Genomic DNA, 14,108 nt, shown 5'->3' with positions numbered 1-14,108 from the left:
GATGAACGACCTGTCCCGCCAGGCAACACGCCTTGAAGCCATCGAAGGCAGCTACGACAAGTGGCTGCTGGGCGCGATCATCGCGCTCACCGGTGTCGGCGTGGTGATGGTGGCGTCCAGCTCGATCGCACTGATGAGCAGCCCGTTCTACTACCTCAACCGCCACCTGATCTTCCTGGCGGTGGGTATCGTGCTGGCGGTCATCGCCGCCCGCACCGAGCTGAAGTCCATCGAGCAGTACAACCAGATGCTGTTGCTGGGCTGCTTCGTGCTGCTGCTGGCGGTGTTCATGCCGGGCCTGGGCAGCACGGTCAACGGTGCACGCCGCTGGATCAACCTGGGCGTGTCCAAGTTCCAGACGGTCGAGGCGGTGAAGGTGCTGTACATCGTCTGGCTGTCCAGCTACCTGGTGCGCTTCCGCGACGAGGTCAATGCGACCTGGCCGGCGATGCTCAAGCCGCTGGGCGTGGCCGGTGCGCTGGTGGTGCTGCTGCTGCTGCAGCCGGACTTCGGTTCTTCGACCCTGCTGCTGGCGATCACCGCCGGCATGCTGGTGCTGGGCGGGGTGAACATGCCGCGCATGTCGATGCCGGTGATCATCGGCCTGGTCGGCATGAGCGCACTGGCGATCATCGAGCCGTACCGCATGCGCCGCATCACCTCCTTCCTGGACCCGTGGGCCGACCAGCAGGGCGACGGCTACCAGCTGTCCAATGCGCTGATGGCGGTGGGCCGTGGCGAATGGACCGGCGTCGGCCTCGGCAATTCGGTGCAGAAGCTGTACTACCTGCCGGAAGCGCATACCGACTTCATCTTCTCGGTCACCGCCGAGGAATTCGGCTTCCTGGGTACCTGCGTGATCGTGGCGCTGTACGCGCTGCTGGTGGGCCGCACCTTCTGGCTGGGCATGCGCTGCGTGGAAATGAAGCGCCACTTCTCCGGCTACATCGCCTTCGGCATCGGCCTGTGGATCAGCATGCAGACCTTCGTCTCGATCGGCGTGAACCTGGGCATCCTGCCGACCAAGGGCCTGACCCTGCCGCTGATCTCCTCCGGCGGTTCGTCGGTGCTGATGACCTGCGTGGCGATGGGCCTGCTGCTGCGCGTGTCCTATGAACTCAAGCGCGCCGAGCGCCGCCAGGCCGTGCGCATCGGTGGCTCCGAAGACGCCGCTGCCGAGCCGATGGACGAGCCCGCCGCTGCGGTGGCCGCCAGCGTGCCGATGAGCGCCGAACCAGCCGCATCGGCGCCCGCATCCGCTGCAGCGAACGCCGCACGCGGCACCAGCCGCCTGCAGTCGCGCATCGAACCGACCTTCGGGAGGCTGTCATGAGTGCAGCCACCGAGAATGGACGTCCGGTGATGATCCTGGCCGGTGGCACCGGCGGCCACATCTTCCCCGGCCTGGCCGTGGCCCGCGTGCTGCGCGAGCGCGGCGTGCCGGTGACCTGGATGGGCGCCGACGGCGCGATGGAAACCCGCCTGGTGCCGCAGCACGACATCGCCATCGACACGCTGGCCATCACCGGCCTGCGCGGCAAGGGCAAGCTGGCCCTGCTGGCTGCGCCGTGGCGGCTGATGCGTGCGCTGCGCGCGGCTGGGCTGATCATCCGCAAGCGCCAGCCGCGCGCGGTGGTCGCCTTCGGTGGCTTCGCCTCCGGCCCCGGTGGCATGGCCACGCGCCTGCATGGCCTGCCGCTGATCGTGCATGAGCAGAACCGTGCGCCGGGCCTGACCAACCGCATCCTGTCGCGCTATGCGCGCCGCCTGTTGACCGGTTTTCCGGGCACCTTCGCCAAGCGCGAGGAGTTCGTCGGCAACCCGGTGCGTGCGGAGATCGCCGCCATTGCCCCGCCGGAACAGCGCTTCGCCGACCGTCACGGCCCGCTGCGCGTGCTGGTGGTGGGGGGCAGCCAGGGTGCGCGTGCTCTCAACACCGGCGTGCCGCAGGCGATTGCTGCGCTGGGTTCGGGCGTGCCGGTGCAGGTGCGCCACCAGAGCGGCGAGAAGATGCATGCCGAAGCGGTCGAGGCGTATGCCAAGGCCGGCGTCCAGGCTGAAATCACCCCGTTCATCGCCGACATGGCCGAGGCCTTCGCCTGGGCCGATCTGGTCGTGTGCCGTTCCGGCGCGTCCACGCTGGCCGAGCTGTGCGCGGTCGGTGTCGGCAGCGTGCTGGTGCCATTCCCCGCCGCCGTCGACGATCACCAGACCCGCAATGCGGAGTACCTGGTCGAGCGCGGCGCGGCGATTTTGCTGAAGCAGGACGGAACGCTGGCCGACGGCATTGCCGCACTGCTGCGCGATCTGTCCGAAAATCCCGCCCGCCGCATGCAGATGGCGCAAGCCGCGCGTGCCCTGGCCAAGGTTGATGCCGCCGAGCGCATCGCCGATATCATTCTCGAGGAAGCTGTATGAAGAAGGCATGCCACCGCGCCTGCCCTGCGCGAGGCCGCGCATGATCCGTCGCCTGCACGACACCAACGACCTGGTGCGCGCGTTCCCGCGCGTGCATTTCGTCGGCATCGGCGGCACCGGCATGAGCGGTATCGCCGAAGTGATGCTGACGCTGGGCTATGAAGTGTCCGGTTCGGACAACGCTGACAACGTGGCAACCCGTCGCCTGGCCAGCCTGGGCGCGCGCATCATGCGCGGCCACTCTGCAGCCAACGTGCTGGGCACCGACTGCGTGGTGGTCTCCAGTGCCATCCGCGAAGACAACCCGGAACTGATGGAAGCGCGCAGCCAGCGCATTCCGATCATGCCGCGCGCGGCGATGCTGGCCGAGCTGATGCGCTTCCGCCGCGGCATTGCCGTGGCCGGTACCCACGGAAAGACCACCACCACCAGCCTGACCGCGGCGGTACTGAGCGAAGGTGGCCTGGACCCGACGTTCGTGATCGGTGGCCAGCTGCTGGCCGCCGGTGCCAACGCCAAGCTGGGGGGTGGGCAGTGGCTGGTGGCCGAGGCTGACGAAAGCGACGGCAGCTTCCTGCGCCTGAACCCGCTGATGTCGATCATCACGAACATCGATGCCGACCACCTGGAGAACTACGGCAACGATTTCGCCCGCGTGCAGGCGGCGTTCGCCGAGTTCCTGCAGCGCCTGCCGTTCTACGGCCTGGCGGTGCTGTGCATCGATGATCCGGAAGTGGCCGCGCTGGCCGCCAAGACCCCGCGCCACGTGATGAGCTACGGCCTGAGCCCGCAGGCCGACGTGCGCGCCGAGAACGTGGTGCAGGAAGGTTCGCGCATGCGCTTCACCCTGCGCCTGCCGCAGGGCACCAGCCAGGAAGTGGTACTGGCGCTGCCGGGCAGGCACAACGTGCTCAACGCGCTGGCCGCCGCTGCGGTGGGCTGGCAGCTGGGCGTGGCACCGGATGCGATCGCACGCGCGCTGGAAGGATTCGCCGGTGTCGGCCGCCGCTTCAATGATCTGGGCGAAGTGACCACCGCCAGTGGTGCCAAGGTCCGCATCATCGACGACTACGGCCATCACCCGAGCGAGCTGGAAGCGGTGTTCGCCGCCGCCCGCGGTGGCTGGGCCGACAAGCGCCTGGTGGTGGCCTTCCAGCCGCATCGCTACAGCCGTACCCGTGACCAGTTCGACAAGTTTGCCGCGGTGCTGTCCAGTGTCGATGCGCTGGTGCTGAGCGAGGTCTATCCGGCCGGCGAGGAGCCGATTGCCGGTGCCGATTCGCATGCGCTGGCCCGTGCCATCCGCGCGCGCGGCCGCAGCGAGCCGGTGGTGGTGGGCAAGGCCGCCGAGCTGGCCAGCGTGCTGCCGGATGTGCTCCAGGACGGTGACCTGCTGCTGATGATGGGCGCCGGTGACATCGGCGCCGTCGCTACCCATATCGCGGTGGAAGGCTTCAAGGCGGAGGACCAGGCGTGAGCGCGCTGACCTTCCCGCCGCTGCGCGTGACCGACCCGGCCGTGTTCGGCCGTGTCGCGGTGCTGCTCGGCGGCAGTTCCAGCGAACGCGAGGTGTCGCTGGATTCGGGCCGCAACGTGCTCGAAGCCCTGCAGTCGCGTGGCATCGATGCGTTCGCTGTCGATGGCATTCCGGCGCTGGCCAGCGCGCTCGCCGCCGGTGGCATCGACCGCGTGTTCAACATCCTGCACGGCCACAACGGTGGCGGTGAGGATGGCATCGTGCAGGGCCTGATGGATGCCTTCGGCGTGCCGTACACCGGCTCGGACGTACTGGGTTCCGCGCTGAGCATGGACAAGATCCGCACCAAGCAGGTGTGGCTGTCGCTGGGCCTGCCGACCCCGCAGTACAGGAAGGTCGACGCCGCCACGGTGCATGCGCTGGCCGCCGAGCTGGGCCTGCCGGTGGTGGTGAAGCCGGCCAACGAAGGCTCCAGCGTGGGTATCAGCCGGGTCACCGACGAGGCGGGCCTGGACGATGCCGTGGCCCTGGCCGCGCGCTACGACGGTCAGCTGCTGATGGAACAGATGGTGGTGGGCGATGAGCTGACCGTGGCCATCCTCGGCGATGTTGCACTGCCCTCGATCCGCATCGTGCCCAAGGGCCAGTGGTACGACTACAACGCCAAGTACATCGCCGAGGATACCCAGTACCTGTGCCCGGGCCTGGACGGCGGCGACGAAGAAGAGATCCGGCGCATCGCGCTGGCCGCGTTCCGCGCCGCCGGCTGCCGTGGCTGGGGCCGCGTGGACGTGATGCGTGATCGTGCCAGCGGCCGTTTCTTCCTGCTGGAAGTGAACACCGCGCCGGGCATGACCAGCCATTCGCTGGTGCCCAAGGCTGCCCGCCAGGCCGGCATCGGTTTCGAGGAACTGGTGTGGCGTGTGCTGGAACAGACCCTGGAGGCCCCGCACGCATGAACGCGGTGCTGCGCATCTTCGTCTGGCTGTTGGCGCTGTCGGTGGTTGCACTGCCGGTGGTGGCCGTGGTCAATGGCTGGGTCGGCGCCGAGCGCTGGCCGCTGGCGAAGCTGCGCGTGCATGGTGAGTTCAAGCGTGTGCCGGCCGAACAGCTGCAGCAGGTGCTGCTGCCGTACGCGCGCGCCGGCTTCTTCGCGGTCAAGCTGCAGGATGCGCAGGACGCACTGGAAAAGCTGCCGTGGGTGGAGAGCGCACAGGTACGCAAGCAGTGGCCGGATGTGCTGGAAGTGACCCTGGTCGAGCACAAACCATTCGCACGCTGGGGCAGCGACCGCCTGGTCTCCGAGCAGGGCAAGCTGTTCCCCACGCCGAAGAAGCTGTCCGACCTGGCATTGCCCGAACTGGATGGCCCGGACAGCCAGACCGAAGAAGTGATGAAGCTGTACAGCGACTCGCGTGCATTGTTCGCACCGGCCGGCGTCGATGTGCGCCGGGTGACGATGGATGCACGCGGCAGCTGGTCGCTGGTGCTGAGCAACGGCACCGAAGTGGTGGTCGGCCGCGATGACGCGCGCTCGCGCATGCAGCGTTTCGTGCAGGTGCTGCCGCAGCTGAGCAGCCAGGCCGCGCCGATCGAGCGCGCCGACCTCCGTTACACCAATGGTTTCACGCTGAGCTGGGGTACCCCGGCCACGCCGGCGAAAACGCCGGCGACCCCGGCCAGAAGGACGCAGGAAAGGACATGAATCGCAAGGGTGACAAATCGCTGATCGTTGGCCTGGACATCGGCACCTCCAAGGTGGTGGCGCTGGTGGGCGAGTATTCGCCGGGCAACCCGATCGAAGTGATCGGCATCGGCTCGCACGAATCGCGTGGGCTGAAGCGTGGCGTGGTGGTGGATATCGAATCGACCGTGCAGTCGATCCAGCGCGCGGTGGAAGAAGCCGAGCTGATGGCCGGCTGCGAGATCCGCTCGGTGTACGCCTCGATATCCGGCAACCACGTGCAGTGCAAGAACTCGCCGGGCATCGTGCCGATCCGCGACGGTGAAGTGACCTGGGGTGACCTGGATCGCGTGCTCGACGCGGCCAAGGCGGTGGCGATCCCGGCCGACCAGAAGATCCTGCACGCGATCCCGCGCGAGTACGTGCTGGACGATTCGCAGGAAGGCATCCGCAACCCGGTCGGCATGACCGGCGTGCGCCTGGAAGTGCATGCACACCTGGTGGTATGCGCGCAGTCGGCGGCGGCCAACATCAGCAAGTGCGTGCAGCGCTGCGGCCTGCAGGTGGACGATCTGGTGCTGTCCTCGCTGGCCTCCAGCGTGGCGGTGCTGACCGCCGATGAGCGCGAGCTGGGTGTGGTGCTGGTCGACATGGGTGCCGGTACCACCGACATCGCCGTGTTCGTGCAGGGCGCGATCTGCCACACCGCCTCGCTGCCGATCGCCGGCGACCACGTGACCAACGACATCGCGCACATGCTGCGCACGCCGACCCCGGAAGCCGAGCAGATCAAGGTGCGCTATGCCTGCGCCCTGGCCCAGCTGGCCACGGCCGAGGAAAGCATCCAGGTGCCATCGGTGGGCGACCGCCCGCCGCGGCGCATGCCACGCCACTCGCTGGCGCAGGCCGTGCAGGGCCGTTACGAGGAAATCTTCGAGATGGTGCAGGCCGAACTGCGCCGCTCCGGCTTCGAGGAACTGGTGCGCGCCGGCATGGTGCTGACCGGTGGCGCTTCGAAGATGGAAGGCGTGGTCGAACTGGCCGAGGAAATGCTGCAGATGCCGGTGCGCGTGGGCATCCCGCAGCACGTCACCGGCCTGGGCGAAGTGGTCGGCAACCCGGTGCACGCCACTGGCGTGGGCCTGCTGCTGATGGGCAGCCAGATCGAGCACCCGCGGCGGCCGTCGCTGCCGACCGGGCGCGCTGGAAGCATGTTCAAGAAGCTCAAGACCTGGTTCCGCGGCGAGTTCTGACGCGGATCCCGCAATGCCGGGCCTGGCCCGGGCGCAACACCCGCAGTACCCGCATCACAACGCAACACCGGCAACACACAACCCACACAGCCGCAACGTCGGCATGCAGCAGGACGGCAGGACGCCCGAATGCCCATGCCAGCCAAAGCGGATACAACGAGGACACGGACATGGCGCATTTTGAACTGATCGAAAAGATGGCACCCAATGCGGTGATCAAGGTGGTTGGCGTGGGCGGCGGCGGCGGCAATGCCGTGGCGCACATGGTCAACTCGGCGGTGGACGGCGTGGAATTCATCACCGCCAACACCGACTCGCAGGCCATCAAGAATTGTGGTGCCAAGCTGCAGCTGCAGCTGGGTACCAACGTGACCAAGGGCCTGGGCGCAGGCGCGAACCCGGAAGTCGGCCGCCAGGCCGCACTGGAAGACCGTGAGCGCATCATGGACGCGCTGCAGGGCGCGGACATGGTGTTCATCACCGCCGGTATGGGCGGCGGCACCGGCACCGGCGCTGCGCCGGTGGTGGCACAGCTGGCCAAGGAAATGGGGATCCTGACCGTGGCCGTGGTCACCAAGCCGTTCCCGTTCGAAGGCCGTCGCCGCATGCAGGTGGCGCTGAAGGGCATCGAGGAACTGAGCCAGCACTGCGACTCGCTGATCACCATCCCGAACGAGAAGCTGATCACCGTGCTGGGTCGCAACGCGACCATGATCCAGGCCTTCCGCGCTGCCAACGACGTGCTGCAGGGCGCCGTGCAGGGCATCGCCGACCTGATCGTGCGTCCGGGCCTGATCAACGTCGACTTCGCCGACGTGCGCACCGTCATGTCCGAAATGGGCCTGGCAATGATGGGCACCGGTACCGCCCGTGGCGATGACCGCGCCCAGGCCGCTGCCGAATCGGCGATCCAGAACCCGCTGCTGGACGATGTGAACCTGGCCGGTGCCAACGGCATCCTGGTCAACATCACCGCCGGCGCCGACTTCACCATGGCCGAGTTCGACGAGATCGGCCGCACCATCGATGGCTTCGCTTCCGAAGACGCCACCGTGGTGGTCGGCACCGTGCTGGATCCGGACATGCAGGACGAAGTGCGCGTGACCGTGGTGGCCACGGGCCTGAACCGCGTCTCGGCCAGCAAGACCCAGCGTCCGGGCGAGCGTGCGCCGATCAAGCTGGTCCGCAATGCCACCACCGGCCAGCCGGAGTTTGGCGAGTTCGACAACGGTGGCGATGCCGTGTCCAAGGCGGTGGGTGGCATGGGCCTGGGCCTGCGTCGCGCCAGCAGCGATACCGCGGCGGCCTCCGCACCGTCGGCCCCGGCGGCTTCGGCCCCGGCAGCCGCCGAACTGCCGAACGATTACCTGGACATCCCGGCCTTCCTGCGCCGCCAGGCGGACTAAGCGGGGCGGCCCGGGGTTGTCCTCCCCGGGTTGTGCCACCATGTCCTGAAAATGCGGGCGCCGGGCCAGGATGGGCCCGGCCGCCCTGCTTCACGCGCTTCCCAGCGGCGTGCCGGTGCGTCCTGCCGGTGGCTGTGACTGGCGTTTCAGCCAGGGTAGGGGAGTGCGCGTGTTAATCTAATATGTCACTTCCGGTCCATCCCCCATGATCCAGCAACGCACCCTCAAGAACACGATCCGCGCCACCGGCGTTGGCCTGCACAGCGGTGACAAGGTCTACATGACCCTGCGCCCGGCACCGGTCAACCATGGCATCGTGTTCCGCCGCGTGGACCTGGACCCGGTCGTGGAAGTGCCGGCCAAGGCCGAACTGGTCACCGAGGTGACCCTGTGCACCGGCCTGACCTGCAACGACGCCAAGATCCAGACCGTCGAACACCTGATGTCGGCACTGGCCGGCCTGGGTGTGGACAACATCATCGTCGAACTGTCCTCGGCCGAGCTGCCGATCATGGACGGTTCGGCTGGCCCGTTCGTGTTCCTGCTGCAGTCGGCAGGCATCGTGGAACAGGATGCGCCCAAGCGCTTCATCCGCGTGCTGAAGACCGTGGAAGTGACCGAGGGCGACAAGGTGGCCCGCTTCACCCCGTACGAGGGTTACAAGCTGGGCTTCACCATCCAGTTCGACCACCCGATGATCCCGGCCAAGCAGTCGCGCCAGGAAATCGAGTTCTCGACGCTGGCCTACACCAAGGAAATCTCCCGCGCGCGCACCTTCGGCTTCATGCGCGACCTGGAATACATGCGTGAGCGCAACCTGGGCCTGGGCGGCTCGATGGACAACGCCATCGTGCTGGACGAGTTCCGCGTGCTCAATGAAGACGGCTTGCGTTACGCCGACGAATTCGTGCGCCACAAGATCCTTGACGCCATTGGCGACCTCTACCTGGCCGGTGGCCAGGTGCTGGGCGCCTATGAAGGCTTCAAGTCCGGCCACGCGCTCAACAACAAGCTGGTGCGGGCCCTGATGGCCGACGCCAGCGCCTGGGAATGGGTCAGCTTCGACTCACCGGCCACCCCGGACCCGGTGGAGTACGCCACCCCGGCCTACGCCTGATTTCGTAGGTTGTTGAATTTCAAGATAAAAGCGCCGCCTGCAAGGGCGGCGTTGTTGTTTTCGGCGCCGGCGACGCATTCAGCGCGCTTGAAGCAGGTCAAGGCCGGTTCCAGGTCACGGTTTTGTGAACCTGTTGGATCGGAAGCCTGAATTTAACGAAGTTTTAACTTCAATCTAACGACAGGCCCCCGGATGGCAGCTAGGATGCGACCCGGCCCCCGAAATGTTTCACGCCGTGGTGACACGTGCGACGGGGAGCGGAGCCGGATGCTCCGTTGCCATCAGGACCGTTTCTTCGGCTTCGAGGGAATGTCCTGCAGGCAAGCCAAGGCGTCGCGTAGCCCTTTGTGCGTGGCGGCTGAAACTGCGTGGGGGCCATTCCGGTTGTCGATCGCTGGGGAGCGTGAGGGAGTGGTGGACGCAGTCTTGATGGTCACCCTGGTGGCCTTCAGCCCGATGGAACGGGCCGCGTCGAGCAACTGGGCTTCGGCAAGCCGCAATTTGGCATGCCAGACCGGGGACTCGACGAGAAAAACGAGGTGTTCCCCGTCCACATTGGCCAGCCGGCAACGGCTGCGCAGAGGTGGCGGCAACTGGGGGCGCAACTGACGGTCCAGCGCGTCGAGCCACAAGGCACGCCGCAGCGGGTTCCCGCTTTTGTCCGCCATCACCGCATCCAGGGCCGGTTTCGGCACTGACGCGGGGCGAACGCTGGATTTCGGCTCAGACATGAAAACTCACTGATGGCATTCAAAAAGATCGTAATCAAAACGCGTGAAGGACAGGCCAAGGCGTCGCCGATCGCGCGTTTGCGGTTCTATTTCGAGGACCGCCCCCGTGCCCTGCTGGGCAGCGTGCTCGGGGTAGGCTGCATTATCGGCCTTGCCGGCGGCATTGGCGCCAGTGCGCTGAATGATTCGCGCCTGCAGGCCAAGGTCGACCGCCAGGATGCGGAGCTGGCCAAGGTCAAGCGCGATGCGCAGACCCAGGTCAACGCGCTGGCGGCCCGCCTCGGCGAGCTGCAGGCACAGGCCACCCGCCTCAACGCCCTCGGCGAACGGCTGACCCAGATGGGCAAGCTGGAAGACGGCGAGTTCGACTTCAACGAGACCCCCGGCCTCGGTGACGGCGACGCAGGTGGCCCGACCAGCGACATCCCGGTCAAGGACGTCAACGCCGACTTACAGGTGCTGGAGCAGCGCTTTGCTGCTTCAGGCCGCCAGCTGTCGGTGATGGAATCGCTGATGTTCGACCACCAGCTGCAGCAGAACGCCGTGCCCTCGCGCATGCCGATCCGCAACAGCTACGTGACCTCCGGTTTCGGTACCCGTGCCGACCCGTTCGGCCGCGGCGCCGCCACCCACAAGGGCATGGACTTCCACGCCAAGGTTGGCGACCCGGTGATGGCCGTGGCCGAAGGCGTGGTCAGCTTCTCCGGCGTGAAGGGCGGCTACGGCAACGTGGTCGACGTCGACCACGGCAATGGCTATGTCACCCGCTACGCGCACAATTCGCGCCTGGTGGTGAAGGTCGGTGACCTGGTCCGTGCTGGCCAGGAAGTGGCCAAGGCCGGTTCCACCGGTCGTTCGACCGGTGCCCACGTGCACTTCGAGGTGTGGGAGAACGGCAACGTGGTCAACCCGCGCAAGTTCCTCGGCGACGGCGGCAACACGCCGGTCGGCCGGGTCAGCCGCGGCTGAACCCCGGTCCGGGGTCAGAGCCCTTTCGCTGTGGCGAAAGGGATCCGACCCCGATCCCGCACGGGGTCGGATCCCTTCCGCAGCGCGGAAGGGCTCTGACCCCATCGCCCAAGGGTTGAAACCTCAGCCGGCCGTCCCAAGCTACAATGGGTGTTGCCATCGACAGGGCGCCAGGCGCCCTGTTTCGTTTGCGACGGACGGATCCCAAGGGGGAGGCCGGGCGTCGTGTCCATCCAACCCGGTTCCTTCAATGATCAACAGCCTGCTTACCCGCGTATTTGGCAGTCGTAACGAACGACAGCTGCGCCAGCTCAACCGCATCGTCGCCAAGATCAATGCGCTGGAGCCGGAGATCGAGAAGCTTTCCGACGAGCAGCTTCAGGCCAAGACGCCGGAGTTCAAGCAGCGCATCGCTGGCGGCGAAGCCCTGGACAAGGTGCTGCCGGAAGCGTTCGCGGTCTGCCGCGAAGCCGGTCGCCGCGTGCTGGGCATGCGCCACTACGACGTGCAGCTGATCGGCGGCATGGTGCTTCACCTGGGCAAGATCGCAGAAATGCGCACCGGTGAAGGCAAGACCCTGGTGGCGACCCTGCCGGTGTACCTCAACGCGCTGGAAGGCAAGGGCGTGCACGTGGTCACCGTGAACGACTACCTGGCGCGCCGCGACGCCGCGCAGATGGGCAAGCTGTACAACTGGCTGGGCCTGAGCGTGGGCGTGGTGTACCCGGGCATGCCGCACAGCGACAAGCGCGAAGCCTACGCTGCCGATATCACCTACGGCACCAACAACGAATTCGGTTTCGACTACCTGCGCGACAACATGGCGCTGTCCAAGGCCGACCGCTACCAGCGCGGCCTGCACTACGCCATCGTCGACGAAGTCGACTCCATCCTGATCGACGAAGCGCGTACCCCGCTGATCATCTCCGGCCCGGCCGATGATTCCCCGGAGCTGTACATCCGCGTCAACCGTGTCGTGCCGCACCTGGTCAAGCAGGAAGTGGAAGACGGCGAGGGCGATTTCTGGGTCGACGAGAAGGGCAAGCAGGTGCACCTGTCCGAGGCAGGCATGGAGCACGCCGAGCAGCTGCTGGTCGACGCCGGCATCCTCGATGGCGAGACCGAAGGCCTGTACGCGGCGCAGAACCTGACCGTGGTCCACCACCTCAACGCCGCACTGCGCGCGCACGCGATCTACCAGCGTGACGTGGACTACATCGTGCGCGACGGCGAAGTGGTCATCGTCGATGAATTCACCGGCCGCACCCTGGCCGGCCGCCGCTGGTCCGACGGCCTGCACCAGGCGGTGGAAGCGAAGGAAGGCGTGCCGGTGCAGCGCGAGAACCAGACGCTGGCGAGCATCACCTTCCAGAACCTGTTCCGCATGTACAAGAAGCTGTCCGGCATGACCGGTACGGCCGATACCGAGGCGTTCGAATTCCAGAGCATCTATGGCCTGGAAGTGGTGGTGATCCCGACCAACCGCCCGACCATCCGCAAGGACAGCCCGGACCAGGTGTTCCTCAACCGCAAGGGCAAGTTCAATGCGGTGCTGGCCGACATCGAGGAGTGCGCCAAGCGCGGCCAGCCGGTGCTGGTGGGTACCACCTCGATCGAAACCTCGGAAATGCTGTCCGAGCACCTGAGCAAGGCCGGCGTGAAGCACGAAGTGCTCAACGCCAAGCAGCATGACCGCGAAGCGACCATCGTCGCCAACGCTGGCCGCCCGGCGGCGGTGACCATCGCCACCAACATGGCCGGCCGTGGTACCGACATCGTGCTGGGCGGCTCGCTGGAAGCGGAGATCCACGCCCTGGGCGAGGACGCGACCGACGAGCAGAAGGCAGCGGTCAAGGCCGAATGGCAGAAGCGCCACGATGCAGTGAAGGCCGCGGGCGGCCTGCACATCGTCGGCACCGAGCGCCACGAATCGCGTCGTATCGACAACCAGCTGCGTGGCCGTTCGGGCCGCCAGGGTGATCCGGGTTCGTCCCGCTTCTACCTGTCGCTGGAAGACAACCTGATGCGCATCTTCGCCTCCGACTGGGTGCAGAAGGCCATGCGCATGATGGGCATGAAGGAAGACGACGTCATCGAGGACCGCCTGGTCAGCCGCCAGATCGAAAAGGCGCAGCGCAAGGTCGAGGCCCACAACTTCGACATCCGCAAGAACCTGCTGGACTTCGACGACGTCAACAACGATCAGCGCAAGGTGATCTACGCCCAGCGCGACGAGCTGCTGGACGCCGAGTCGGTGAAGGGCAACGTCGACGGCATCCGCGACGACGTGATCTTCGACATCGTTGCGCGCTTCGTGCCGCCGAACTCGATCGACGAGCAGTGGGACCTGCGTGGCCTGGAAGCGACCCTGGAGTCGGACTTCGGCCTGCAGATGTCGCTGACCGATCTGGTCAAGGAGCACGAGGAACTGGACGCCGAAGCCATCGCCGCCAAGGTCCAGGAGCGCGTCAACCAGCACTTCGCCGAGAAGGAAGCCGGCCTGGGCGAAGAGACCATGCGCGCGCTGGAGAAGCACGTGATGCTGACCGTGCTGGACCAGAGCTGGAAGGAGCACCTGGCGCGCATGGATTACCTGCGCCAGGGCATCTACCTGCGTGGTTACGCGCAGAAGCAGCCGAAGCAGGAATACAAGAAGGAAGCCTTCGAGCTGTTCTCGGACATGCTGGAGAACGTCAAGCGCGAAGTGGTGACCCTGCTGGCCCGCGTGCGTATCCGCAGCGACGAGGAAGTGCAGGCCCTGGAAGCCGCCGAGCGCCAGCAGGTGCAGGCCCGCCTGAGCCAGTCGCAGTTCCAGCACCAGGATGCCGGCGGCTACAGCGCCGACGAGGAAGCCGCGCAGGTTGAGGCCGCCCGCCAGGGTGTGGCCACGCTGCAGCGCGACGAGCCGAAGATCGGCCGCAATGATCCGTGCCCGTGCGGCAGTGGCAAGAAGTACAAGCACTGCCACGGCCAGCTGAGCTGACCCCGGAAGGCCCCGCGCAAGCGGGGCCTTCTGCTTTGCAGCAGGCGATCCGGCCCGGATTCGTCATTGC

General features: G+C 66.7%; 10 protein-coding genes and 1 pseudogene. 10 read left to right on the top strand and 1 reads right to left on the bottom strand.

The annotated features are described in order from the left end of the window. Window position 1 precedes the first annotated feature (1 nt). The 8 genes and pseudogenes from ftsW (at window position 2) to lpxC (ending at window position 9,355) form a co-directional block, all read left to right on the top strand. Window positions 2-1,333 carry a putative lipid II flippase FtsW gene (gene ftsW, locus B9Y64_RS04515; RefSeq protein WP_100439638.1) on the top strand — a complete coding sequence of 444 codons (1,332 nt, stop codon included), beginning with the start codon at window positions 2-4 and terminating at the stop codon, window positions 1,331-1,333. Continuing rightward, window positions 1,330-2,418 (top strand): undecaprenyldiphospho-muramoylpentapeptide beta-N-acetylglucosaminyltransferase, encoded by a 1,089-nt coding sequence (gene murG, locus B9Y64_RS04510; RefSeq protein ID WP_100439637.1) that lies wholly within the window; start codon window positions 1,330-1,332, stop codon window positions 2,416-2,418. The genes ftsW and murG overlap by 4 nt, the downstream gene beginning before the upstream one ends. Window positions 2,419-2,458: 40 nt before the next feature. Continuing rightward, window positions 2,459-3,895, top strand: a complete 1,437-nt coding sequence (murC, locus tag B9Y64_RS04505) for a UDP-N-acetylmuramate--L-alanine ligase (protein WP_100439636.1) — start codon at window positions 2,459-2,461, stop codon at window positions 3,893-3,895. Further along, entirely contained in the window at window positions 3,892-4,854 is a 963-nt protein-coding gene (locus B9Y64_RS04500; protein ID WP_100439635.1) for a D-alanine--D-alanine ligase, read from the top strand. The genes murC and B9Y64_RS04500 overlap by 4 nt, the downstream gene beginning before the upstream one ends. Further along, a pseudogene (locus B9Y64_RS04495) lies at window positions 4,851-5,528 on the top strand (cell division protein FtsQ/DivIB); the annotation flags it as partial. The gene B9Y64_RS04500 and the pseudogene B9Y64_RS04495, both read left to right, overlap by 4 nt. A 68-nt stretch (window positions 5,529-5,596) precedes the next feature. After that, on the top strand, window positions 5,597-6,832 hold the full coding sequence (gene ftsA / locus B9Y64_RS04490; RefSeq protein ID WP_005408083.1) for a cell division protein FtsA: 1,236 nt from the start codon (window positions 5,597-5,599) through the stop codon (window positions 6,830-6,832). 170 nt (window positions 6,833-7,002) lie between these two features. Then, window positions 7,003-8,238 carry a cell division protein FtsZ gene (ftsZ, locus tag B9Y64_RS04485; protein ID WP_005415297.1) on the top strand — a complete coding sequence of 412 codons (1,236 nt, stop codon included), beginning with the start codon at window positions 7,003-7,005 and terminating at the stop codon, window positions 8,236-8,238. Window positions 8,239-8,443: 205 nt separating this feature from the next. Continuing rightward, window positions 8,444-9,355, top strand: a complete 912-nt coding sequence (gene lpxC / locus B9Y64_RS04480) for a UDP-3-O-acyl-N-acetylglucosamine deacetylase (protein ID WP_008267619.1) — start codon at window positions 8,444-8,446, stop codon at window positions 9,353-9,355. 281 nt (window positions 9,356-9,636) lie between these two features. Here the strand turns inward: lpxC and B9Y64_RS04475 are convergent, their stop codons facing one another. Continuing rightward, the gene (locus B9Y64_RS04475; RefSeq protein WP_014035989.1) at window positions 9,637-10,086 is read right to left on the bottom strand and encodes a DUF721 domain-containing protein; all 450 of its coding nucleotides are present in this window, start codon (window positions 10,084-10,086) and stop codon (window positions 9,637-9,639) included. A gap of 12 nt (window positions 10,087-10,098) precedes the next feature. On the opposite strand from B9Y64_RS04475, the gene B9Y64_RS04470 reads away from it, so the two are divergent. Together B9Y64_RS04470 and secA are read left to right on the top strand one after the other, a co-directional pair. Then, window positions 10,099-11,055 carry a M23 family metallopeptidase gene (locus B9Y64_RS04470; RefSeq protein ID WP_100439633.1) on the top strand — a complete coding sequence of 319 codons (957 nt, stop codon included), beginning with the start codon at window positions 10,099-10,101 and terminating at the stop codon, window positions 11,053-11,055. Window positions 11,056-11,305: 250 nt separating this feature from the next. Further along, window positions 11,306-14,038, top strand: a complete 2,733-nt coding sequence (secA, locus tag B9Y64_RS04465) for a preprotein translocase subunit SecA (protein WP_100439632.1) — start codon at window positions 11,306-11,308, stop codon at window positions 14,036-14,038. Window positions 14,039-14,108 lie beyond the last annotated feature (70 nt).

The sequence above is a fragment of the Stenotrophomonas maltophilia genome (assembly GCF_002799245.1).
GTDB classification, from domain to species: domain Bacteria; phylum Pseudomonadota; class Gammaproteobacteria; order Xanthomonadales; family Xanthomonadaceae; genus Stenotrophomonas; species Stenotrophomonas maltophilia_S.
The sequence above is the reverse complement of the archived record's forward strand: the minus strand, read 5'-3'. Positions and strand labels throughout refer to the sequence as shown.